At 69.8% G+C, this 21,476-nt stretch carries 23 protein-coding genes and 1 tRNA gene; 13 read left to right on the top strand and 11 right to left on the bottom strand.

All coding sequences use genetic code 11. The annotated features are described in order from the left end of the window. Positions 1 to 43: 43 nt before the first annotated feature. Entirely contained in the window at positions 44 to 403 is a 360-nt protein-coding gene (locus tag KOI47_RS34430) for an MmcQ/YjbR family DNA-binding protein (protein WP_216211818.1), read from the top strand. After that, positions 396 to 1,139 (top strand): phosphotransferase enzyme family protein, encoded by a 744-nt coding sequence (locus KOI47_RS34425; RefSeq protein WP_216211814.1) that lies wholly within the window; start codon positions 396 to 398, stop codon positions 1,137 to 1,139. The genes KOI47_RS34430 and KOI47_RS34425 overlap by 8 nt, the downstream gene beginning before the upstream one ends. Here KOI47_RS34425 and KOI47_RS34420 read toward each other — a convergent pair. After that, on the bottom strand, positions 1,136 to 1,927 hold the full coding sequence (locus KOI47_RS34420; RefSeq protein WP_216211810.1) for a hypothetical protein: 792 nt from the start codon (positions 1,925 to 1,927) through the stop codon (positions 1,136 to 1,138). The genes KOI47_RS34425 and KOI47_RS34420 overlap by 4 nt on opposite strands. 76 nt (positions 1,928 to 2,003) lie before the next feature. Between KOI47_RS34420 and KOI47_RS34415 the strand changes: the two genes are divergently transcribed. After that, positions 2,004 to 2,528, top strand: coding sequence for a dihydrofolate reductase family protein (locus KOI47_RS34415; RefSeq protein ID WP_216211807.1), 525 nt, complete (start codon positions 2,004 to 2,006; stop codon positions 2,526 to 2,528). A gap of 946 nt (positions 2,529 to 3,474) precedes the next feature. Here KOI47_RS34415 and KOI47_RS34410 read toward each other — a convergent pair. Both KOI47_RS34410 and KOI47_RS34405 read right to left on the bottom strand, forming a co-directional pair. Beyond that, entirely contained in the window at positions 3,475 to 4,173 is a 699-nt protein-coding gene (locus tag KOI47_RS34410) for an HAD family hydrolase (RefSeq protein WP_216211804.1), read from the bottom strand. Continuing rightward, positions 4,170 to 5,012 (bottom strand): GntR family transcriptional regulator, encoded by an 843-nt coding sequence (locus KOI47_RS34405; RefSeq protein WP_216211801.1) that lies wholly within the window; start codon positions 5,010 to 5,012, stop codon positions 4,170 to 4,172. The genes KOI47_RS34410 and KOI47_RS34405 overlap by 4 nt, the downstream gene beginning before the upstream one ends. Positions 5,013 to 5,363: 351 nt before the next feature. On the opposite strand from KOI47_RS34405, the gene KOI47_RS34400 reads away from it, so the two are divergent. Beyond that, a complete protein-coding gene (locus tag KOI47_RS34400; RefSeq protein ID WP_216211798.1) occupies positions 5,364 to 5,636 on the top strand; it encodes a hypothetical protein in 273 nt (90 codons plus the stop codon). 627 nt (positions 5,637 to 6,263) lie between these two features. Here the strand turns inward: KOI47_RS34400 and KOI47_RS34395 are convergent. Further along, positions 6,264 to 6,334, bottom strand: a tRNA-Gly gene (locus KOI47_RS34395). 118 nt (positions 6,335 to 6,452) lie between these two features. Between KOI47_RS34395 and KOI47_RS34390 the strand changes: the two genes are divergently transcribed. Continuing rightward, a complete protein-coding gene (locus KOI47_RS34390; RefSeq protein WP_216211796.1) occupies positions 6,453 to 7,700 on the top strand; it encodes an oxygenase MpaB family protein in 1,248 nt (415 codons plus the stop codon). Between the two features lie 19 nt (positions 7,701 to 7,719). Then, positions 7,720 to 8,301, top strand: a complete 582-nt coding sequence (dcd, locus tag KOI47_RS34385) for a dCTP deaminase (RefSeq protein WP_216211794.1) — start codon at positions 7,720 to 7,722, stop codon at positions 8,299 to 8,301. Between the two features lie 9 nt (positions 8,302 to 8,310). Here the strand turns inward: dcd and KOI47_RS34380 are convergent, their stop codons facing one another. Further along, positions 8,311 to 9,510 (bottom strand): FAD-dependent oxidoreductase, encoded by a 1,200-nt coding sequence (locus tag KOI47_RS34380; RefSeq protein WP_216211791.1) that lies wholly within the window; start codon positions 9,508 to 9,510, stop codon positions 8,311 to 8,313. A gap of 68 nt (positions 9,511 to 9,578) precedes the next feature. Between KOI47_RS34380 and KOI47_RS34375 the strand changes: the two genes are divergently transcribed. The 4 genes from KOI47_RS34375 to yidC all read left to right on the top strand — a co-directional run bounded on the left by KOI47_RS34375 (position 9,579) and on the right by yidC (position 12,133). Continuing rightward, positions 9,579 to 10,046, top strand: a complete 468-nt coding sequence (locus KOI47_RS34375) for a MarR family winged helix-turn-helix transcriptional regulator (protein WP_216211789.1) — start codon at positions 9,579 to 9,581, stop codon at positions 10,044 to 10,046. A gap of 81 nt (positions 10,047 to 10,127) precedes the next feature. Continuing rightward, entirely contained in the window at positions 10,128 to 10,859 is a 732-nt protein-coding gene (locus KOI47_RS34370) for a CAP domain-containing protein (protein ID WP_332461437.1), read from the top strand. Between the two features lie 26 nt (positions 10,860 to 10,885). Beyond that, entirely contained in the window at positions 10,886 to 11,203 is a 318-nt protein-coding gene (locus KOI47_RS34365; RefSeq protein ID WP_216211787.1) for a DUF6412 domain-containing protein, read from the top strand. A gap of 75 nt (positions 11,204 to 11,278) precedes the next feature. Next, positions 11,279 to 12,133, top strand: coding sequence for a membrane protein insertase YidC (gene yidC, locus KOI47_RS34360; RefSeq protein ID WP_216211785.1), 855 nt, complete (start codon positions 11,279 to 11,281; stop codon positions 12,131 to 12,133). On the opposite strand, the gene KOI47_RS34355 is transcribed toward yidC, so the two are convergent. Genes KOI47_RS34355 through KOI47_RS34335 form a run of 5 tightly spaced genes read right to left on the bottom strand, consistent with a single transcriptional unit; the run spans position 12,130 to position 16,605 of the window. Beyond that, positions 12,130 to 12,888, bottom strand: a complete 759-nt coding sequence (locus KOI47_RS34355) for a crotonase/enoyl-CoA hydratase family protein (RefSeq protein WP_216211781.1) — start codon at positions 12,886 to 12,888, stop codon at positions 12,130 to 12,132. The two genes, yidC and KOI47_RS34355, sit on opposite strands and share 4 nt — an antisense overlap. Positions 12,889 to 12,891: 3 nt before the next feature. Further along, on the bottom strand, positions 12,892 to 13,734 hold the full coding sequence (locus tag KOI47_RS34350; protein ID WP_216211779.1) for a crotonase/enoyl-CoA hydratase family protein: 843 nt from the start codon (positions 13,732 to 13,734) through the stop codon (positions 12,892 to 12,894). Then, a complete protein-coding gene (locus KOI47_RS34345; protein WP_216211776.1) occupies positions 13,731 to 15,362 on the bottom strand; it encodes an acyl-CoA dehydrogenase family protein in 1,632 nt (543 codons plus the stop codon). Before KOI47_RS34345 ends, KOI47_RS34350 begins: the two co-directional genes overlap by 4 nt. Continuing rightward, the gene (locus KOI47_RS34340) at positions 15,355 to 15,966 is read right to left on the bottom strand and encodes a TetR/AcrR family transcriptional regulator (RefSeq protein ID WP_216211773.1); all 612 of its coding nucleotides are present in this window, start codon (positions 15,964 to 15,966) and stop codon (positions 15,355 to 15,357) included. The genes KOI47_RS34345 and KOI47_RS34340 overlap by 8 nt, the downstream gene beginning before the upstream one ends. A 42-nt stretch (positions 15,967 to 16,008) precedes the next feature. Then, positions 16,009 to 16,605, bottom strand: a complete 597-nt coding sequence (locus KOI47_RS34335; protein WP_216211770.1) for a DUF742 domain-containing protein — start codon at positions 16,603 to 16,605, stop codon at positions 16,009 to 16,011. A gap of 130 nt (positions 16,606 to 16,735) precedes the next feature. Here KOI47_RS34335 and KOI47_RS34330 point away from each other — a divergent pair, with 130 nt between their 5' ends. After that, positions 16,736 to 17,677 (top strand): MBL fold metallo-hydrolase, encoded by a 942-nt coding sequence (locus KOI47_RS34330; protein ID WP_232376440.1) that lies wholly within the window; start codon positions 16,736 to 16,738, stop codon positions 17,675 to 17,677. A gap of 63 nt (positions 17,678 to 17,740) precedes the next feature. Beyond that, entirely contained in the window at positions 17,741 to 19,993 is a 2,253-nt protein-coding gene (locus KOI47_RS34325; RefSeq protein ID WP_216211765.1) for an esterase-like activity of phytase family protein, read from the top strand. On the opposite strand, the gene KOI47_RS34320 is transcribed toward KOI47_RS34325, so the two are convergent. Continuing rightward, positions 19,994 to 20,920: a LysR family transcriptional regulator gene (locus tag KOI47_RS34320; protein ID WP_332461436.1), complete on the bottom strand. Its 927-nt coding sequence runs from the start codon at positions 20,918 to 20,920 to the stop codon at positions 19,994 to 19,996. An 11-nt stretch (positions 20,921 to 20,931) separates the two neighbouring features. On the opposite strand from KOI47_RS34320, the gene KOI47_RS34315 reads away from it, so the two are divergent. Further along, positions 20,932 to 21,189, top strand: a complete 258-nt coding sequence (locus KOI47_RS34315; RefSeq protein WP_232376439.1) for a hypothetical protein — start codon at positions 20,932 to 20,934, stop codon at positions 21,187 to 21,189. Positions 21,190 to 21,476 lie beyond the last annotated feature (287 nt).

The following is a 21,476-nucleotide window of genomic DNA, read 5'->3' as shown; positions in this document are numbered from 1 at the left end:
GTTTCGCCAAGACTTGCTCCGGCAGGCAGGGAGGATGGGTGCCATGCCGACATGGAAAGACGCGATCGCCATCGCCGAGCGGTTGCCCGAGGTCGAGGAGTCGACCTGGTACCGCACGCCAGCGTTGAAGGTGCGGGGCAAGGGTTTCGCCCGGCTGCGTACCGAGGCCGAGGGCGGGCTGGTGCTGATGTGCGGCCTGGACGAGAAGGCCGCGCTGCTCGACTCCGGCGACCCCGCCTTCTACACCACCCCGCACTACGACGGCTACGGTTCGATCATCGTCGATCTCGAACGGGTGGATCCCGGCCAGCTGGCCGAGCTGATCGAGGAGTCCTGGCGGCTCAAGGCACCGGCCAGGTTGCGCAAGGAACTCGACGCCGCGCTCGGTCTACGACATGACTGACGCGACTGCGTACTGTGCGAGGAGGCTGGGCGCCTGGGGTGAGGTCATGGTCACCGGGATGCTCGGCGGCGCCCGCAACGAGGTACTGGAGATCCGTCTTGGTGGGAAGCGCCGGGTCGCTCGCCGGAGCAGGCGGCCCGCGGACTCCCTGGAATGGGAACTCGATCTCCTGGAACACCTCGCGAATCGTGGCTTCCGCGTGCCGCGGGTCGTACCCACCCTCCACGGGAACCGATTTGTCGACAATATTGTCGTGCAGGAATGGTTGCCGGGACGGGAGCCGGTGTCGGGAGCGGACTGGCAAGCGGTCGCGGATGAGCTGCGCCGGCTCCATGCCACCACCGTGGGGTGGCCGCAACGGCAGGGCTTCCGAATCACCAGCGAGTTGGTCGAGCGGAGCCGCAGCGGGGATGTCGACCTCGGCCGGATGCCGAGTGACGTGGTCGCGGCCTGCCGCGGGGCCTGGGCCGCGTTGAGCGGTGAACCGGCCGTGGTGCACGGCGACCCAGGTGCCGCGAACATCCGGATCAGCCCGGCCGGGGTTGGCTTGCTGGACTGGGATGAGGCCAGGGTCGATCATCCGGCGATGGACCTCGCGGACCTTCCGGTGACCGTGCTGCCCGCGGCGGAGCAGGCCGCGGCGCGGGCAGCCGTGGATGCCTGGGAGGTGGCCGCCGGCTGGTTCGTCGAGCCGGAGTACGCCCGCGAGCGGCTCGCCCGGCTCGGCCGTGGCTAGCCGAAGGCGACCACCGCGAGGCTCTTGTCATCGTGCCGTTTGGCGCGCGGTAGTTCCTGCGCATCGGGATCGGCATGGGCCTCCCACGCTTCGCAGTGGTGCAGCAGCGCGCTGAGGTCGTCTGCATCGGCATCGGGCATCGCCTGCCAGTCGTCAAGGCCGAGGTAGTCCATCGTGGCGAAGGCCCCGTCGGTGGCCAGCACCGCCCACGGGGTCGAGTCCGGCGCGCGGGTGGTGAGCAGCGCGTGTTCCGCGGAGGCGGGGTCGGCCTCGGCGATCCAGTAACCCCCGGGCTGGTTGCGGCATTCCGCCTGCCGGATCTGCAACTCACCGAGCAGGGCAAGGTGCTCGTCGTCGTAACCGCTGCCCGCGGCGAGGCGTTCCCGGTACTTGCGGCGCGGGGCGAGGTCGAGCCGGTCCATCCGGTCGTCGGTCAGCGTCTCGTCCGGCAGTACGACCAGATTGTCGCCGAGCACCAGGATGTCCACGCCGTGCTCGAGCTCCCTGGCGATGGTGACGGTGCTGGACGGCGAGGCACCCGGCGAGATATCCAGCGCGTGGGCAGTCCGCTCGATCGCCGCCGCGAGTACGTCCCGGAGATCCCCGTCCGGCGCGGCGTTGAGCGCGTCCCGCAGGTAACGGCCGAGCCGATCGGAGTAGGTCGCCGCGGCCACCGGCACCGGCAGGAACGCCGTGGCACCGTCCAGCATGATCACGGCGTTCTCGGTGGTGAACACCCGGTCATCACTGCCGGCCGCGGCCGGCAGCTGGGCTGCGGAGACGCGCATGGTGCATCAGCGTACGGACCGATGACTTCCGGGTCGTCTGGTTGTCTGTTCATCCGACAACCGAAGGAGGTTGGGTATGGCGAAGCTTCTCTACTCGGCGACCATGTCACTCGACGGCTATATCGCCGGTCCCGACGGTGACATGTCCTGGCTGTCCGAACACATGGGGGTCGCGGACCCCACGGTGACGCGCCTGCTGGCGAACACCGGCGCGATCCTGGTCGGCAACAACACCTTCGGCGGTGATGACCCCAACCGGGGTACCGAGCAGGAAGGCGCGTTCGGGGGCGCCTACCACGGCCCGGTGTTCGTGCTCACGCACCACCCGCCGGACGAGCCCACCACGGGCGTCACTTTCGTGGACGACCTGCACAGCGCCGTCGCGCAGGCCAAGCGGGCCGCCGGGGACAAGTACGTGAACATCCTGGGTGCGAACGTCGCCATGCAGTGCCTTGAGGCAGAACTCCTCGACGAGATCCTGGTGTTCATCGTGCCGGTACTGCTCGGCGGCGGCGTCCGGATGTTCCACACCGAAGGGCAGAAGGTGCGCCTGACACCAGTCGCGGGTGAGACGGCCCATTGGTACGGCGTCGAGTACTGAACGGACTGGAGTCGCGATCTCGAACGACGAAACCCCCAGGTCCACTTTGTACGGTGTGTGACCTGGGGGTTTCGGTTGAGAGCGGCTGACAGGAATCGAATCCGCGTTCTCAGCTTGGGAACCAGGGTGATCATGCTCGAAAGTGGCCTTGACCTGCGGCGGAACGCGATCGACATGTATCCAGGTTGACCGCTGTTGACCGGGGCCTGTTGTTGGGATTCTGCTGCGAAAATGGCGGATTCTGCTCGGCGTGGTTGGTCTCACTCCACAGGCAATCGCTGAGACTTTCGCTCGTCACTACCATCGCGCTCGTCTCGCCACGAGACAGTGATCATGGTCGTCGTAGACGTCAGGGACCCTACCAAGAGGTACCGTTCAGCATGATCGCTTGGGAACTCGTCGAAGTGAGTAGGCGTGCCGTCCTCAACGGCAAGATCACCGCGATCCACGGAAACGTCATATGCACTGTGAGTTCCGTGATTCCACAGAAGGTACGAGTCGCCCTGGCTCGGTTCAAGCTTCCACACGATGCGCTTTCGCGACTCATCCTCGGCTGCGCGCCGCTCGCCTGCCCGTTGAAGCTCTAGGGCGGACTCCGCCGCATTCGACGCCCGCTCTGCGGCGAGCTTCTGGCCACGGGCGTAGATCATGGCTCCGCCCGTGAAAAGCGCTGCAAGAATAGATATGATCAGTGAGGCAATGTTCATATGCCAGCTATCGATCCGTGTCGACGCTCCGCTGCGGCCGTTACTCAGTTGATGCAGCGCCCATACTCTGCCGTTCCCTTCGCCCGTGCCGATGCATTGCGCCGGGGTGGCCGGGTCAAGGGTGAGCGCAGCTCATCGCGCAGCGACGCCGTAGGCGCACTTGAGGCGGTCGGCGCGGTGTAAGACGATCGTGGCGCGAAGGGAGGCCATCGTGCCTATAGAGCCAAATTCGGCAGCAACTATCGGTGGCTGCGGTTGCTCAGATCGCTGAGTGTTTCGGTGACGGCGTCCGCTCCGGCCTCGGTGAGCTTTGCGTGCTTGCCGGGCTTGTTGGCGTAGCCGATCGCTGCGACTCCTGCGGCGTGTGCGGCTTGGATATCGGTCACCGAGTCGCCGAGTAAGGCACAGTCGGCAGGTGTAGCGCTCAGAGCGGTGATGGCGCGGTCCACGAGATGGGTCGACGGCTTGAGCAAGGTCGGGTCTGAACTGGTGCGTGCGGCTATGTAGTCAACCGCCGGACGCAAGCCGTGGAGATCAAGGTAGGCGCTGACTGCGGCCTCGCTGTTGTTGCTGACGATAGCGAGTGGGCGGCCGGAGTCGTGCCAGTGGCGCATGAGTTGCTCGGCTCCGGGGGTGGGGGCGGCCGTGGTGATGGCGTCGATCTCGTGTGCGGTGAACGCTGCCTCGACGTAGCGGGCTTCGTCGGTGCCGAGTGTGGCGGCGTGGCGGAGCACGTCGAAGGGATCGGTGGCGGTGGTGACGTGGTTCGGCAGGTCTGTATATCCGCCGTCGGCGAGCACTGCGCGGAGCTGGTCAGCGACAACCTCGGCGGGGACTCCGGAGAAGACGGCGCAGATGGGGCCGTCGAAGTCGAGTAGCAGGACGCGCGCACGGTCGAGCCGTTGGCGCACGGCGTCGTACCCGCCAGTGGTGGTCATCGGACGTAGTCCTTGGCGATGCTGTTCCACATGCTGTCGAACCAGGTTTTGGACTGCTCGACGTATTGGCTGCCGGTGGAGGCGTCGTCGTCATTGGCGGAGTGGTGGAAGAGGATGGCGTCTTTGCCCATGAGGTCGTACATGGCCTGGGTTTCGCCGCCGAAGGTGATGACGTGTTCGCGGACGGGGTAGAAGCCGAAGAACGCTTCCTCGTTGTTGATTAGGTAGAGCTTGAACAGGGACGCGGCGGGGTGTACGCGGATGTGGGCGGTGGCTTCGTTGACCAGGCCGAGGGCCGCGAGTTCGGTGACGGAGTCGACGATGGCGAGGGTGTGGCGGCGCATGATCTCTTCGGCGCGCTTGCGGAAGGCGGGGCTGTCGGCCTTCTCGTCCACGGTGCAGGGCACCGCCCAGGGTTCGGAGGGGTCGGGGACGAGTAGCCGGACGGTGATGGACTCGGGGCGGAGTCGGCCGATGCGGATCTTGTCCAGGGGTTCGGTGATGACGCCGTGCAGGGTTTCGCCGGAGAACCCGGCGAAGTCGATGCTGACGTGTTCGGCCTCGAAGGCGTGTTCGATGTGTGGCCGGAGCCCGACCGGGCGTTCGGTGCGTTCTCGTACGAAGACACCGCTGCCCTGCCGCGACACGATCAGGCCTTCGTCGCGCAGCTCGCGCAGGGCGTTCTGCACGGTCATCGGGGCCACGTCGTAGGCCCTGGCCAGTTCGGCGCGGGATGGCAGCTTGTCTCCTGCCGCGAACTTCCTGGTCAGGATCGCCGCTCGGAGCGCGTTGGCGACCTGGACGTACGGCGGGCGCGGGTCGTCCGGATCGAGGGGCATCGGCTTCCCTTCTCCTGCGGCACTGACCGGCTCGCAAGCACTCTTCCGTGCGCGCACGCAAGTCTATCCAAATCGACTAGGCGAGCTAGCGAGCTAGGCTGCCCACCACTTGATTGACTTGACTAGTCAACCTAGCTAGGCTGTACAAATTGATTAGCTAGGCACGGGATGGCTTCTGATCGGGAGGACGGACATGGCGGCACCGCGCGGAGCGCGCTTCGCGATCGAGCACGACAGGATGCGTTCGGCTATCAGGATGCGGGAGCCGAAGACCACGGCATCCGCCAAGCCGGGCGGCGCGAAGGCATCGGTCCACGGGCGGGGTGCGGCTGAGCAGAAGACGGCCGCGTGATGGCGGGGCGGCCGTCACGTGAGGCGGTCGCTCGGTGGAACCTCGCCTATGCCGAGCAGACGACCGCGCTGTTCGCCGCGATGCGTTCCGGCGATCCGGCGGCAGTGCGGCGTCTGGCCGGGGCCTACTACGCGGTCGCGCAGGCCTGGCGGGTGCTGTCCGCCGACTTCGATGCACCCCTGTGGGCGCGCCATGCCGCCTCCGTGGCGGCCGAGGAATTCGAACTACGCGCGCGGGTGGAGACCCTGCGTGCCGTCATCGCGGAACCGTAGAGAGGTCAAGCATGGTGTCGAAAAGGCTGGTCGGTGTGTGGGAACAGGCCTACCGGCGCTACATGGCCGCTTCGGACGCGGTGGCCGAACAGCCCGCAGACGTCGTTGCTGTCCGGGAGATGGCGTTGACCTCGCACGCGGTGGCGTCCGCGTGGCGAGGTATCGCGGCGGACTGGCGGTTGCCGTGGTGGGCCAAAGCGGCGGCCGAATCAGCGGCCGAAGCCTTCGAGTGCCAGGCCCGCCACTGGCGTGGCCGGATCAACGACCGCAACAACGAACGGAATTTCAAGCATGGCATTCAACGCTCAATGGACTCCGGGGCCGAACGCGGTCGCGGGTATGCACACGAGTGGTTCGGGGACGCCTCCGGTGGGGCTGGTGGTGTACCTGGACCCCGACAGTTTGGCGATCCTCCCGCCACCGGATCCGCAGGAGTGGCCGGGGTTCGTCCGGCTTCTTCGTCAACTCGGCGACGGATGCCGGGACATGGTGGCCTTCCTGGAGAACGAGGCTGAGTGGGCCTGTCCTCCGGGTTGATCGCCACCATCAGTGCGTGAATCGCCATCTCGGACGACGAAACCCCCAGGTCCACTTTGTACTGCGTGTGACCTGGGGGTTTCGGTTGAGAGCGGATGACGGGAATCGAACCCGCGTTCTCAGCTTGGGAAGCTGATGTTCTACCATTGAACTACATCCGCAGTGCGCTGATGAGCATACTATGCGGCGGTCCCCGGGTGCACAGCCCCCTCCCCTCCTTGACGATGCCACGATCAAGTGACAACACTTGTTGTCGACATCGCGTGCGAGGTGAGCGGCATGGGCGACACGGGCACCGGCGAGCGGCTGCCGGATCCGGAGCTGTTCCGTCAGGGTGGGTTCCGCCTGGCGGCGAGGTTCTTCGTTCCCGGCGACATCCGGGCCGACGAGCACCAGCTGCGCCGGTTGCGGGAGTTCGCGCAGGCCGAGGACCCGCTCGCGGACGATCTGGTGGCGATGATGCGGCGCCTTCCGCCTGGCACCGGCCGGGAGCTGTTCGAGCAGGCGCTGGCCGGGGGCGTCGATGCGCTGGCGGATCCGCCGCCGGAGCTCGTCGCTTTCCTGCGGTCGGCCGAGGCCACCCCGTACTGGGCCGACTTCGCCCGGATCGATCGCGGCGCCAGGGCGATCACCCGCACCGGGCTGCTCGGGTTGTTCCCGCTGGGCGATATGTCCCTGATGGGTGGCTATCTCGCCTCCCGGGCCACCAAGTCCCTGATCGGGACCGGTGCGATCGAGCGGACGGCGAGCAGGCGGCTGGTCGAGACGGCGGCCTGGTGGATCGACGTGACCACCGAGGGCGCGCTGCGCCGCGGCGGGCCCGGCTACGCCTCCGCCCTGCGGGTGCGGCTGGTGCACGCACACGTCCGCGCCGCGATGAACCAGCGGCCGGACTGGGACTACGCCGCGTGGGACCGGCCGGTCAACCAGGTGCAGACCGCGGGCACGCTGCTGCTGTTCTCCCTGGTCTTCGTCTACGGCACCCAGCTGCTCGGCATCCGCTACACCGAGCGTGAGCGGGCGGACATCCTGCACCTGTGGCGCTATGTCGGCTGGCTGCTCGGCGTGGCCGACCCGCTGCTGCCCGCCACCGAGGAGGACGCCTGGCGGCTGCTCTGGCTACTGGCCAGCACCGAGTTCATCCCGGACGACGACTCCAAGCGGCTGGCCGCGGCGCTGCTGGAATCGCACGCCGCCATCGGCGCGGGCCGGGGTGCGGTCGGCAGGGTGCTCTCCCACCTGTCGGTCCGGGTGCATTCCTCGATCAGCAGGCTGGTGCTCGGCAAGAGCAACGCCGACTTCCTCGAACTGCCCAACGACCCGGTGGCGCAGGGGGCCGTGCTGGCCGTGGCCGCCCTCAACTTCGGTGCGGAGACGGTGCGGCGATGGATACCGGGTGCGACCGGGCTGCAGCAGCGGCTCGGCGGTGTCGGCAGGCGCCGCTACCTCGCTCAGCTCGGCAAGGTCTTCGAGCTCGATCCGACCTACGCTGCCCACATGCGGACCACGCCAGGAGCCGCGGCCTGAGGGCTACTACCCTGGCAGCGTGCTGCTCAGCGATCTGGACCTCCGCAAGGAGCTCGAAGCCGGGCGTCTCGGGGTCGACCCCTACACCCCGGCGATGCTCCAGCCGTCGAGTATCGACGTGCGTCTCGATCGCTTCTTCCGGGTGTTCGACAACACCAAGTACACCCATATCGATCCCTCGCTCCAGCAGGACGAGCTCACCTCGCTGGTGGAGAAGGCGGGCGAGGACCCGTTCGTGCTGCATCCCGGCGAGTTCGTGCTCGGGTCCACCTTCGAGACGGTGAGCCTGCCGGACGACCTGGCCGGCCGGCTCGAGGGCAAGTCCTCGCTGGGCAGGCTGGGCCTGCTGACCCACTCCACCGCCGGGTTCATCGATCCCGGCTTCTCCGGGCACATCACCCTCGAGCTTTCCAACGTGGCCAACCTGCCGATCACCCTCTGGCCCGGGATGAAGATCGGCCAGCTGTGCCTGTTCCGGCTGAGCAGCCCCGCCGAGCATCCCTACGGCTCGAGTCAGGCCGGCTCCCGCTACCAGGGCCAGCGCGGCCCCACGCAGAGCCGGGCCTACCTCAACTTCGACCGGGTGGACACCCGCCGCTGAGCCGCCGTCCTACGCGGCGACGGGGGTGGACCAGTCGATGTGGTGGTCCCACATCCAGCGCTGGGGATCCTCCGGGTTCGCGGTGAACTTCTTGAACTCCTTCGCGATGAAGAAGTCCCGCACCAGCCTGCCCACCGGCCCCGGGGTCTTGGCCGTGGTGTTGCGCCTGCCCTGCGCCACGATGGCCTCCACCCGCTCCCGGCGCAGCTGCTCGTACCGCGCGAACGCCGCGGGCACGCCTTCCAGGTCACGCAGGCACCTGGCCAGGGTGACCGCGTCCTCCATGGCCATCGAGGCGCCCTGCCCGGATGCGGGCGAGGTCGCGTGCGCAGCGTCCCCGATGATGATCATGCGGTCCCGGTACCAGTTCGGCACCGAGGGGAAGTCATACGTCGGCCACGGCCGGTAGACATGCGTGCTGGCCTCGATGATCGCCCTGGCCGGTCCCTTGTCCACCGCGGCCAGCCGGACCAGTTCCGCGCGCCACCGCTCGTCGGTGATCGCGTCCAGCTCGGCCTTGCCGGGCTCGTCGCGCCGCGGCGGGTTGGCGAACCACCAGACACTGCCGTCCGGATGCGGTAGGTAGCAGAAGAAGCACCGCTTCCCGAAGATCATGTACGCGGTGCCAGGCCGCCCGTCCACGGTGACGCCGCGGGCGTGCCCGCCGGTGTTCAGCAGCCCCAGGTAGTGCGGCCCCGGCGCCTGCGGGTCGATGATCCCGCGTACCCGCGAATGCAGCCCGTCCGCGCCGACCAGCAGGTCGCCCTCGGCATGGCTGCCATCGGCGAACTCGGCCCGCACCCCCGTGCCGGTGCCGCTCGCGCCGGTCAGTCGCTTGCCGTACTCCACCCGGATGCCCCGCCGCTCGGCCTCGTCCCGCAGCACCCGGTACAGGTCGGCGCGCAGCACGGTACGCATCACCGTGCCGTCGGGCAGCGCCGACTTCCCGGCGATCTCGCCCAGCCGCTTGCCGTTGCCGTTGTAGAACGCGAAGTCCGGGGTGTCGAAACCCTGCTCCCACACCGGGCCCTTCAGGCCGACCGCGTCCAGGGCGTCCAGCCCGTTCACCGCCAGGCTGAGGAAGGCACCCACCCCGTCCGCCGTCCGCCCGTAGGCCTCGTGCACCACCGGCTCCAGTCCGGCCTCCCGTAACGCGATCGCGGTCACCGTCCCCGCGATGCCACCCCCGATGATCAACGCCCGAGTCATACGATCCACCGTATCTCTTAGAAACTATTTCGTTCTGTCGAACGAAATGCTCGGCTATCATCGTGCGCGTGTCAAGTACGCGAGCTGAGCTGATCGAGCAGGTGCTGAACGCGGGCAGGCTGCTGTCCACCGAGACCGTGATGTTCCACGCGGCGATCGCCGACACGGTGGGGCTCTCTCCGGTGGAGACCAAGACGATCGACTACCTGGAGCGACTCGGGCCGCAGACGCCGAAGGAACTGGCCCGCAGTTCCGGGCTGGCGCCGGCCTCGGTCACCGCGCTGATCGACCGGCTGGAAGGCAAGGGCATCGTGCGCCGGGGGCCGCATCCGGAGGACCGCCGCAAGGTGCTGGTCGAGCTGCGAAGGGAGCAACTGGCCGCCTTCGGTCCGCAGTGGGAGTCGCTGCTCTCCGGGATGGTGGAGCTCTGTGGCCGCTACAGTGACGATCAGTTACAGGTGATTGTCGAGTTCATCACCGAGACGGCGGAAATTACCCACAGATCCACGGCCGAGTTGACCGAACAGCGGCACTGAATCACCGAAGTAGGTTTCGGTCGTCACTCTTTGGTGGTAGTTTGCGCCACCGTGTCCACGCCGAGACCGAATCGTAAGCCAGTGCTGCTGGCCCTCAGTGTGCTGCTTGGCGGCGCGCTCGGCGCGGGCGGCCACCTGCTGTCCGAGCTCCCGCCGGGCCAGGGAACGGGCGTGCCGGACACGCCACGTAACGCCGCCTACCTCGCGGCCCCACCGGGCTCCGGCCAGGGCGTCGGGACCTCGGTCGGCGGCACGGTGACGAGCACCGCCACCCCCGGCGACGGCAGCACGACCGCCACCACCGAGCCGACCGGCCCGCCGAGCACCACCACCGGCCCGCCGTCCTCGCCGGGCGAGACCACCTCGGAGCCCGCGCCCAGCACCGAGACCGAGCCCGCACCCCGGCCGGACAGCTCCAGCCGGAAGCCGACCGTGCTCCGCGACGACTCGCTGACCGGTCAGGTGGTCACGCTGGTGAACGAGGCACGCGCGCGGGCTGGCTGCGAACCGGTGCGTACCGACGACCGGCTGGCCGCCGCCGCGCAGGCGCACAGCGAGGACATGGCCGCCCGTGGCTACTTCTCGCACACCACCCCGGAGGGGGTCACCTTCGACCAGCGCATCCGGCGCGCCGGATACCCCAAACCGGGCGCGGAGAACATCGCCATGGGGGCGCGCAGCGCCGACAAGGTGATGTCGATGTGGATGAACTCCCCCGGGCACCGCAAGAACATCCTGAACTGCTCGCTGGACACGATCGGCGTCGGCCTCGAACGTTCCGGCTGGTACTGGACACAGAACTTCGGCTACTGACCCGCGATGGCGGGTAGCATGCCGGTATGACACGGCAGGCGCAGCTGGGCACGCGCATCGGCTTCGTGCTCGCGTTGCTCCTGCCCGCGCTGTTCCTCGCGTTGCCCACCGCGGGCAACGCCGGTTCCTTCGCACTCGCGACCGCGCTCACCGCCGCGCTGGCCTCGGCGCTGGTCGTCTGCGCGGGCCGGGTCCAGCCGGAGCCCACCACCGCCCCGGTCCAGCAACGGGCGCTCAGCCTGCGCGAACGGGCCCGGTCGGCCGTCTACCTCCGGCTTCGTGATCCGGACGCGCCGGGCCGCACCCGGCCACGAGCTCCGTCAGCGGGCAGCGCGGCTGCCTGACCCCCGCCTGATCTCCGCGCGAGCAGGGCAGTCGCTTCCGCCTGTCCGAATTCCTCGTCCTGACGGAGTGACCCCATGTTCGACTTCCTGCTCTACCCTGTCTCGGCCGTGCTGTGGTTCTGGCACGCCATCTTCGGTTCCCTGCTCGGCCACGACAGCGGGCTCGCCTGGGTGCTCGCGATCGCCTTCCTGGTCTTCACCATCCGCGCGCTGCTGCTCCGGCCGGCCCTCGGCCAGCTCCGTGCGGCCCGGCGCACCCAGGAACTCGCGCCACAGATCCAGTGGATCCGGGAGAAACACCGTGGCGACCAACCGCGAATCGCCCGCGAGATCCAGCAACTGCACGCCGAGCACGGCACCAGCCCGTTCGGCGGCTGCCTGCCCGCCCTGATCCAGCTGCCCGCCTTCCTCAGCCTGTTCTGGGTGCTGCGCGGGTTCACCCCGGACGCCCAGTCCAACCAGGTCTTCGACCGGGCCGGGGTGGAGTCCTTCCTCGGCGCCGACCTGTTCGGCGCCAAGCTCGGCAACTGGCTCAGCCAGCCGTCAGCCGAACTGCTCGCCGTCGGCACCGACCGGGCCCATATGCTCGCCGTGGGCATTCCGCTCATATTGCTCGCCGGGCTGGCGACGTACCTGTCCATGCGGATGAGCCTGCGGCGGCAGGACACCACGGCGAACCCGCAGGTGGCCACGATCAGCAAGGCGATGATGTACCTCGCGCCGGTCGGCATGCTGGTGTCCGGGTCCTTCTTCCCGATGCCGATCGGGGTGCTGCTGTACTTCCTCGCCAACAACGTATGGACCTTCGGCCAGCAGCGCCTGCTCACCGGCCTGGTGGACCGGGAACGGGAGGAAGAGCGGCCGGTCCGGCGCCGGGCCGTCACACCGCGGCCGGGTCAGAAACCCGACCGGCGCCGCGGGCACTCCTAGAAGGCGCCGTGCCTGCCCTCGCCATCGGCGAAGCGCCGGGCTCCGGCCAGGCTGTCCGCGGCCAGCGACACCGTGCCGTGCCGGAACTCCGCGGCCAGCGCATCCTCCTCGGCGAGACCCTCCTGCTCCAGCATGGAAAGCCGGTCCTGGCGCAGGCAGGTCTGCGGGAACCGGGCCAGTCCGGCAGCCAGCTCCTCGGCGGCCTGCCTGCTGCCGCCCTTCGGCACCACCCGGTTGACCAGCCCGATCGCCTGCGCCTCGGCCGCGTCCACCGGCCTGCCGGTGAGGATCAGGTCCATCGCCCTGCTCGCCCCGATCAGCCGGGGCAGCCGCACCGTGCCGCCGTCGATCAGCGGCACGCCCCATCGGCGGCAGAACACGCCGAGCACCGCGTCCTCCTCGGCCACCCGCAGGTCGCACCACAGCGCCAGTTCCAGGCCACCTGCCACGGCATGCCCGGCGATCGCGGCGATCACCGGCTTGCCCAGCCGCAGCCGGGAAGGCCCCATCGGCCCGTCCCCTTCCGCGGTGAGCCGGTTGCCCCGCTCGGTGCCGACCGCCTTCAGGTCGGCGCCCGCGCAGAAGGTGCCGCCCTCGCCGTACAGCACGGCCACGGCGGCCTGCTCGTCCGCGTCGAAGGCGCGGAACGCCTCGGCCAGCGCGGCCGCGGTCGGCCCGTCCACGGCGTTGCGTTTCTCCGGTCCGGCCAGGATCACCGTGGTGACCGGCCCGGTGCGCTCCACTCGTACCGGCATGCGCTACTCCTTCGGCCGGGACCCGTAGTCGCCGAACGGGTCGTCCCGCTCCCGCACCGCCTGCCGGAAACCGGCCTCGGTGGCCCTGGCCACGAAGGCCCTGCCCTCGCTGGTGTGCCTGGCAACGCCGTCCAGCAGGGTGCCGAGGGTGCGGGAGGAGGCGAAGCCCATGTTCTCCACCGTCTGGTTGCACAGCAGCTTGATCATCTCGAGCTGGTTGCCGGGCAGCCGGGCCATCCGTTTCGCCAGTTCCAGCGAGCGCGCAGGCAGGTCATCGTCCGCGACCCGCTCGGCGATCAGCCCGATCCGCTCGGCGGTGGCAGCGGGGATCTCGTCCCCGGTGAGCAGATAGCGTTTCGCCTGCTCGAAGCCGATCCGGTACACCCACATCGCGGTGGTCGGCGTGCCCCACACCCTGGCGGGCGGGTAACCGAACACCGCGCTGTCGGCGGCCACGATCAGGTCCGCGCAGAGCACCATGTCCGTGCCGCCCGCGACGCACCAGCCGTGCACGGCGGCGATCGTCGGCTTGGCCGCGTACCAGAGTTTCAGGTACACCTCCACGAACCGGGACATCATCCGGTAGTCCTGTGCGGAGTCCCAGCCGGCTTCGGCCTCCGCGGTGGCCTGGTACTCGGTGGACCAGTCCAGGCCGTAACCCGCGCAGAAGGCCGGACCGTCCGCGCGCAGCAGCATCACCCGTACCTCGGGGTCGGCATCCGCCTCGTCGATCGCCGCGGCCAGCGCCGTACGCAGCTCCGGCGTGATGGTGTTGTACTGCTCCGGCCTGGCCAGGATGATCGAGCGCACCCCGTCCTCGGTCTCGGTGCGGATCGGCGAGCTCACGAGTGCACCCTTGCCCTGGCAAGGATGGCCGCGGTATCCACGCCGCTGGGCAGGGTGCCGAAGGCGATCCCCCAGTCCCCGCCGAACCGGGAGGCGCAGAAGGCGTCCGCCACCGCGGGATCGCCGTGCCGCACCAGCAGGGAACCCTGCAGCACCAGGGCGAAGGTCTCCACCAGGCGGCGGGCCCGGAACTGGATGTCCGCCAGGTCGCCCAGTTCCTTGCGCAACCGCGCGGTGGCCTCGTCCAGCCGGGCGTCCGCACCGGCGGCCTGCTCGACCTCGGTGAAGAACGCCTCGATGGTCTCCGGTTGCTTGGCCATGGCCCGCAGCGCGTCCAGCGCGGCGACGTTGCCCGAACCCTCCCAGATGGACATCAACGGCGCCTCGCGGTACAGCCGCGGCATCCCGGACTCCTCGACATAACCGTTGCCGCCGAGGCATTCCAGCGCCTCCGCGGCATGCGCGGGTGCGCGCTTGCACACCCAGTACTTGGTCACCGCGATGGCGAGCCTGCCGAACAGGTCTTCCCGCTCGTCCCCTGCACAGGCCCGGTCGGTCGCCCCGGCCAGCCGCATCCCGACGGTGGTGGCTGCCTCGGCCTCGACGGCGAGGTCGGCCAGCACGTTCGCCATCAGCGGCTGGTCGATCAGGTACTCGCCGAAGGCCCTGCGGTGCGTGGCATGGTGCACCGCCTGCACCAGCCCGTGCCGCATACCGGCCGCGCTGCCGATCGCGCAGTCCAGCCGGGTCTTGTTCACCATCTCGATGATGGTGCGCACGCCCCGGCCCTCCGCGCCGATCAGCCAGCCGGTGGCCTCCTCGTACTCGATCTCGGCTGAGGCGTTGGAGTGGTTGCCGAGCTTGTCCTTCAGCCGTTGCAGCCGGATCGGGTTGCGACTGCCGTCCGGCAGCACCCTGGGCAGCAGGAAGCAGGACAGCCCACCTGGTGCCTGGGCCAGGGTGAGGAACAGGTCGGACATCGGCGCCGAGGTGAACCACTTGTGCCCGGTGATCCGGTAGCTGCCGTCCCCGGCCGGCCGCGCCTGCGTGCTGTTCGCGCGCACGTCCGAGCCGCCCTGCTTCTCGGTCATCGACATCCCCGCGATCAGGCCGCGCTTGCCACTGGGTTCGCGCAGCCCGAAGTCGTACTCCGGCGAGGTGAGCAGCGGCTCGTACCGCGCCGCCAGCTCCGGGTTGTGCCGCAGCGCCGGAACCGCCGCGTAGGTCATCGAGATCGGGCAGATGTGCCCGGGATCGGTCTGCGTCCAGACGTAGTTCTTGGCCGCACGGGCCACATGCGCCCCGGTGCGGTCCTCGCGCCACGGCGCGGCGTGCAGCCCGTGCTCGACCGCGACCCGCATCAGGTCGTGCCAGTGCGGGTGGAACTCCACCTCGTCGATGCGGTGGCCGTAGCGGTCGTGGCTGCGCAGCACCGGGCGGTTCTCGTTCACCAGCCTGCCCCACTCCTGCGCCTGCTCGCTGCCTGCCAGCCTGCCCAGCTCGTGCAGCTCCGGCTCGGCCCAGCCCGCGCCCTCCCGGCGCAGCCCTTCCAGCAGCGCGGGATCGGCCGCGGCGTCGTGCCCGGTCAGCGGCGGGACCTGGTTGGTGACTTCGTGAGTGCTAGGCATGTGCGTCTCCTAGGGCACGCAGGGTGAATGTGCACAACGCGGGCATGGTGGCCGTGGCCGTGCCGTCCGTGTGCTCCGCGGTCAACGGGCCGATCAGTACCTCCGCGGCCGCACCGACCAACGCGGCCGCGGTGATCTGCGGATCCTGCGGCGGGAGCACACCGGCCGCGACCCCCTCCTCGATCCGGCTGGCCACGATGTCCCGGAACGCCCGGCGGAACCGCAGCCGCTCCGCCTCCACCGGAGCGTCCACCGGTTCGGCCAGCAGGGCGTAGGCCAGCCGGGGCGCCTTCAGCGCGCGGCCCGCGAAGGTCTCGATCACCGCGACGATCCGTTCGGTGATCTCGCCCCGGCTCCGGGACGCCTCGTCCACCGCGGCCACCTCGCGGCTGACGACCACCCGGAACAACTCGGCCACCAGCTCGGCCTTGCCGGGGAAGTGGCGGTACACGCTACCCACGCTGACCCCGGCCCTGGCCGCGACGGCTGCCATCGAGCAGCCCGCGTACCCGCTCTCCGCCAGCAGCTCCGTGGCGGCGTCGACGATCGCGGCGCGCTGGGTGTCCAGTCGCTCCTGGATCCGCGGTGTCCTCCGGTACGGCATGCAAGAAGTGAACCATCGATTCACCCCTTCAGGCAACCGCGGCTAGAGGGCACGGAGGCCGCGCAGGACGCGGCGCATCAGGTCCAGGTCAGGGCGGCCGTCCGGGGTGGAAAGGCTGGCGTGCACCTGGACCAACCCGGCCTCGGCCAGGTCCCCGAGCAGCACCCGCGCCACCCCGAGTGGCAGCGCGAGCAGGGCGGCGACCTCGGCCACCGAGCGCGGCTCGGCGCACAGCCGCCCGACCGCCCTGCTCTCCGTACTCAGCCACTCGTCCTGCCAGGGCCCGCGTGGTTCGGTGGCGATCAACGTCTCCATTGCCAGGTGCTTGGCCGAGCGGGTACGGCCGTGGGTCAGCACATAGGGGCGCACCCGCAGCCGGGCCGCCTCGGACTCGACGGGCAGCTCCTCGCCGTCCTCGAGCCGCTCGGCGGGCCGGGGTTCCGGTTCGGCCACCTGCGGTGGCGACGGTTCGATCTCGGGTTCCGGCTCGGCCAGGCTGTCCAGCAGTTTCGCCGAGGGGAAGCGTGCGCCAGTCCGGCCGACCTCGCACCGCTTCCGCGGCCGTGCCGAGGGAAACCGGGCGCCGGACCTGCCGACGGCCGGCTCGTCGGCCGGTGCGGAGTCACCTGGAACACCCATGCTGATCGCCTCGCGTGCAGGGGGTGGTTGGCTCACGGACGACATTGGCGGTGCGGACTATCGATGCTACTCGCGGTGTCCAGCCCTGCCGTCCCTGTTGCCTGGCCGCCCCCGATGCGAAGCTGGCCCGGTGGAGTACACCAAGGACCTGCACGAGGTAACCGAGAACGTCCACGCCTACCTGCAGCCGGACGGCAGCTGGGGACGCAGCAACGCCGGCCTGATCCGCGGCACCGACAGCGCACTGCTGGTGGACACCCTCTTCGACGCGCCGCTCACCCGCCAGCTGCTGGCCACGATGAGCCCGTTGACCGCACAGACCCCGATCGAGGTCGCGGTGAACACGCATGGCGACGGCGACCACTGGTTCGGCAACTACGAGCTGCCCGCCGGGGTCGACATCATCGCCGCGGAGAACGCGGCCGCGGAGATGCGGCACCTGACCCCGCAGGCGCTGGCCGCGCTGGCCGAGGCCGAGCTGGAGCAGCCGATGCGCGACTACCTGCACCGCGCCTTCGGGTCCTTCGCCTTCGCCGAGAGCGGAGCCAGGCTGCCGGGGCAGACCTTCACCGGCAGGCTGGAGCTGACCGTGGGCGGCACCGTGGTGGAACTGATCGAGGTCGGGCCCGCGCACACCGCTGGCGACGTACTGGTGCACGTCCCGTCCGCGCGCACGGTGTTCACCGGCGACATCCTCTTCATCGGTTCCACCCCGCTGATCTGGGCCGGTCCGGTGGACAACTGGATCGCCGCCTGCGACACCATTCTCGGGCTCGGCGCCGAGCACATCATCCCCGGGCACGGACCGGCGACCGACGCCGATGGCGTGCGTGCCGTCCGCCGCTACCTGGAGTACGTACGGGACCAGGCGCGGCAACGGTTCGACGCGGGACTGGACGTGCCTGCGGCCGCCGCCGATATCGAGCTCGGCGAGTTCGCTGGCTGGTTGCAGCCGGAACGGCTGGTGGCGAACGTGCACCGGCTCTACCGGGAGTTCGATCCCGAGCTTCCGGAGGCCAACAAGGTGGAGTTGCTGGGTCTGATGGCGCAGTTCCACGCCCGGCACGGCTGAAGGTTCGCCGGGGGTTCATCTCGGCTACCAGCGGCCTTAGCCCGCGCGGGCTAAGAAGCACCGGTGAGATTTCGAGCTTGGGCACTGACCGGCCTGCTGGTGGCGGGCACGATGACCGCGGCGGTCCCGGCCGCGACGGCGCATGGCGGGCATTCCGGGGACCTCGGCGTCCCGCGGCATGGCGAGCGGTTCCAGCGGGTCGCCACCCTGCCGGTGTACCGGAACTCCGCGCCGGAGGAGCACACCGCCGCCGAGATCGCCGCGGCGACCCCGGACGGCCGCACCGTGGTTTACACCGACTCGCCAGCGGAACGGATCGGCTTCAGCACGCTGCGCGGTGACACCCTGCGGCCCGCAGGCACCATGGACCTGCCAGGCGAGCCGACCTCGGTGGACGTTCGCGATGGGCTGGCACTGGTCGCGGTGAACACCTCGGAGTCCTATGTGGATCCATCCGGGCTGCTACAGGTCGTGGACATCGCGGCCAGGCGGGTGGTCGCCACGCATGACCTCGGTGGGCAGCCGGACTCGATCGACATCTCGCCGGACGGCCGGTACGCCGCCGTGGCCATCGAGAACGAACGGGACGAGGATGTCGACGACGGCGCGATCCCGCAGCAGCCAGCCGGTTTCCTCGACGTGCTCGACCTGAACGGCGAGCCGGGGCAGTGGCGGGTCCGCAGGGTCGAGCTCACCGGACTCGCCGAGGTCGCCCCGAACGACCCGGAACCCGAGTACGTCTCGATCAATGCGGCCAACCAGGTCGCGGTCACCCTGCAGGAGAACAACCACATCGTGCTGGCCGACCTGGCCACCGGCGAGGTGCGTACGCACTTCTCCGCGGGAGTGGCCACAGTGGACGGTGTGGACGTCGCGGACGACGGGCGGATCGACCCGAGCGGATCGGTCACCGCGCCGCGGGAACCGGACGCGATCGGCTGGCTGGACGAGCACACCCTCGGCACCGCCGACGAGGGTGACCACCAGGGTGGTTCGCGCACCTGGACGGTCTTCGAAGCGCGCACCGGCCGGGTGCTTTACGACTCGGGCAACGAGCTGGAGCGACTGGCCACCTCCTACGGTCAGTATCCGGACGGCAGGGCCGACAACAAGGGGGTCGAGCCGGAAGGGATCGCCGTGGCGGCCTACGGCAGGCACCGGTACGCCTTCATCGGCATGGAAAGGGCGAACCTAATCGCGGTGTACAATGTGGACAATCCACGACGGCCGGAGCTGGTGCAGGGCCTGCCCACCGGGGTCGGTCCGGAGGGGATCCTGCCGATCCCTCGGCTGGACGCCCTGGTGGTCGCGGCCGAGGAGGACGCCGCAGCGGACGGGATCCGTTCCTCGCTTGCGCGTTACCAGCTGACCAGGAAGCCGCTGGCGTTGTCCTTGCGGCACAACGAAGGCGCCCCGTCGATCGTCTCCGACGACGATGCCGGCCCCGGCTTCGGTGCCCTGTCCGGGCTGTCCGGCATCCCCGGGGACCATCGCAACCTGGTGGCCGTCACCGACAACGCCTACCGGCCCAGCCGGGTGCTCACAGTGGACGCCCGGCGGTATCCGGCGCGGGTCACCCGCGAACGGACGCTCACCAGGAACGGCACACCGGTCGGCTATGACACCGAGGGGATCGCGGCCCGCCCCGGCGGCGGGTACTGGCTCGCGGTGGAAGGCGACCCCGGAGAGGACACGGAGAACCTGCTGGTGCGCGCCGACCGCGCGGGCCGGGTGCTCGAGGAGGTCCGGCTGCCCGAGCGGGTCGCCGCCGGTGCGGGCCGGTTCGGCTTCGAAGGTGTCGCGGTGGTCCGGAACCGGGGCACCGAGCAGGTGTGGGTCGCGGTGCAGCGGGCCTGGGCGGGTGAGCCCGCGGGCCGGGCGACGCTGGCGAGGTACACCCCGTCCACCGGGCGCTGGGCCTTCGCCGCCTACCCGCTGGAGGCCGCACCGGCAGGCGGGTGGGTCGGGCTCTCCGAGCTGACCGCGGTGGACGACCGCACGCTGCTGGTGCTCGAGCGGGACAACCGGCGTGGCGCCGGCGCGCGGATCAAGAAGGTGTACGAGGTGCGCATCGGGCGGCTGCGGCCGGCGCCCGAGGGAGAGCCGAAACCCTTGCTGCGCAAGCGGGAGGTGCGGGACCTGCGGCCCGCGCTCGCCGCGGGCGGCGGGGTGCTCGCGGACAAGCCGGAAGGGCTGGCCGTGCTCGGCGGGCCGTCCTGGTTCGGCTGGCGCAGGCTGGTCGGCGTGGTGGACAACGACGGCCTCGATGACGCCCCCGGCGAGTCGGTGTTCCTGCGACTGGGATTCGTCTGGTAGCTATCCGGACCGCTGGCGGCCGAGCGCGTAGGCCTCCAGCTCACGCAACGCCGCCGCGACGGCCGGGCTGTCCCGGCCGCCGCGGCGGGTGCAGGTGAGGAACTTCCGCGAGGGCACGGTCGGCCCGGTCACCGGCAGGTGGGCGACCGGCAGGTCCGGTGGCAACTGCCGCAACCGCGGGGTCAGCGCCACCCCGAGCCGGTGCGCCACCAGGGTGGCCACCACATCCCACTGCTCGGCCTCGTGCGCGATGTTCGGGCTGAACCCGGCCGCGGTGCAGGCCGCGAGGGTGTGTTCGCGGCAGGTGTTGTCCGGCACGCCGATGATCCAGTCCTCTTCGGACAGTTCGGCCAGGTCCACCGAGATCCGTCCGGCGAACCGGTGTTCCCGGTGGACCAGCAGGTCGTACCGGTCGTCCAGCAGGGCGCGCTGGTCGAACCGCCGGTCCCCGACGGCGGGCCCGGTCTGGGTCGCCTCCACCACGGCCAGGTCGGTGTCCCCGGCGAACAGCAGGTCGAAGCTCTCCGCGGGCTCGGCCTCGCGCAGCCGCACGGTCAGCGCCGGGCAGGTCTCCCGCAGGATTGCCGTGACCGGTGCGAGCAGGGTGCTGATCGCGGTGGGGAACCCGGCCATCCGCAGCAGCCCGGCCGGCCCCGAGCCGGTGCGCAGCAACTCGGCCTCGGCCTGCTGCCAGCGCGACTCGATCGCGTCCGCATGGCTGAGCAGGGAGCGCGCGGTGGGGGTGAGCCGGACCCTGCGGCCGTGCCGCTCCAGCAGGACCACCCCGAGATCCTGACCGAGCTGGCGAATCTGCTGGGAGGCGGCGGAGGGGGTCAGGTGCAGGGACTGCGCCGCCGCGGTGACCGTTCCGTGGTACGCGACCGCACGCAGGACCTGCAGCCTGCGTAGGTCGATCATGTAGGTCATTCTTCACGATCATGTGCAAACATCCAACCTGGACCCACAGGGTCGCGCCTTCCACGCTGGAGATCAGCGAGCAGGAAGGAAGGTCCGAGGTGAGCAACTGCCCGTTCTGTGGCTGGCCGGACGCGCGACCGTTCCGGGTGCTGTCCCGGCATCGGACTCCGGAGGGTGAGACGGTGTGGACCCGCTGCTGTTGTGGCTCGGCGCAGGTCCGGTCGATCGACGAGTGCGGGGCACGGATCGTGGCGCGCAGCCGCCCCGCAGGCACCTGAATGACCGGGCGATCGACCGCTTGATCAACACGTGGGGTGAGCACAAGCCACGCCAGCGGTGCCAGCTGCTCGCCCGATTGGCCTAGCTGGAAAAAATCTTCAGAAAAAGTCCACCCGTTGTGTATCTGGCGGGGTGGTTGCTGCGTCATATGGGGCGATGGCGGTTCCACCTCAGACTCGGAAGACTCGGACACCGGGAGGACCCATATGAGCCCCGAAGGCGACGCCGGGCGAGCATCGCAGGTCCGGCCCGCGGGCCGAGGAGCGCAGCGCGGCGGAGCCGAGGC

It is taken from the genome of Amycolatopsis aidingensis, from assembly GCF_018885265.1.
Taxonomy (GTDB): Bacteria; Actinomycetota; Actinomycetes; order Mycobacteriales; family Pseudonocardiaceae; genus Amycolatopsis; species Amycolatopsis aidingensis.
The sequence above is the reverse complement of the archived record's forward strand: the minus strand, read 5'-3'. Positions and strand labels throughout refer to the sequence as shown.

Coding starts and splice junctions, on each gene's coding strand:
- KOI47_RS34430 (WP_216211818.1), top strand. CDS start 44: ATGCCGACATGGAAAGACGCGATCGCCATCGCCGAGCGGTTGCCCGAG.
- KOI47_RS34355 (WP_216211781.1), bottom strand. CDS start 12,888: ATGCCGGTACGAGTGGAGCGCACCGGGCCGGTCACCACGGTGATCCTG.
- KOI47_RS34315 (WP_232376439.1), top strand. CDS start 20,932: ATGTGCAAACATCCAACCTGGACCCACAGGGTCGCGCCTTCCACGCTG.
- KOI47_RS34405 (WP_216211801.1), bottom strand. CDS start 5,012: ATGCCCCTCGATCCGGACGACCCGCGCCCGCCGTACGTCCAGGTCGCC.
- KOI47_RS34335 (WP_216211770.1), bottom strand. CDS start 16,605: ATGGGTGTTCCAGGTGACTCCGCACCGGCCGACGAGCCGGCCGTCGGC.
- KOI47_RS34410 (WP_216211804.1), bottom strand. CDS start 4,173: ATGACCACCACTGGCGGGTACGACGCCGTGCGCCAACGGCTCGACCGT.
- KOI47_RS34420 (WP_216211810.1), bottom strand. CDS start 1,927: ATGCGCGTCTCCGCAGCCCAGCTGCCGGCCGCGGCCGGCAGTGATGAC.
- KOI47_RS34340 (WP_216211773.1), bottom strand. CDS start 15,966: ATGCCGTACCGGAGGACACCGCGGATCCAGGAGCGACTGGACACCCAG.
- yidC (WP_216211785.1), top strand. CDS start 11,279: ATGTTCGACTTCCTGCTCTACCCTGTCTCGGCCGTGCTGTGGTTCTGG.
- KOI47_RS34400 (WP_216211798.1), top strand. CDS start 5,364: ATGGCGGGGCGGCCGTCACGTGAGGCGGTCGCTCGGTGGAACCTCGCC.
- KOI47_RS34345 (WP_216211776.1), bottom strand. CDS start 15,362: ATGCCTAGCACTCACGAAGTCACCAACCAGGTCCCGCCGCTGACCGGG.
- KOI47_RS34365 (WP_216211787.1), top strand. CDS start 10,886: ATGACACGGCAGGCGCAGCTGGGCACGCGCATCGGCTTCGTGCTCGCG.
- KOI47_RS34425 (WP_216211814.1), top strand. CDS start 396: ATGACTGACGCGACTGCGTACTGTGCGAGGAGGCTGGGCGCCTGGGGT.
- KOI47_RS34320 (WP_332461436.1), bottom strand. CDS start 20,920: ATGACCTACATGATCGACCTACGCAGGCTGCAGGTCCTGCGTGCGGTC.
- KOI47_RS34415 (WP_216211807.1), top strand. CDS start 2,004: ATGGCGAAGCTTCTCTACTCGGCGACCATGTCACTCGACGGCTATATC.
- KOI47_RS34380 (WP_216211791.1), bottom strand. CDS start 9,510: ATGACTCGGGCGTTGATCATCGGGGGTGGCATCGCGGGGACGGTGACC.
- KOI47_RS34390 (WP_216211796.1), top strand. CDS start 6,453: ATGGGCGACACGGGCACCGGCGAGCGGCTGCCGGATCCGGAGCTGTTC.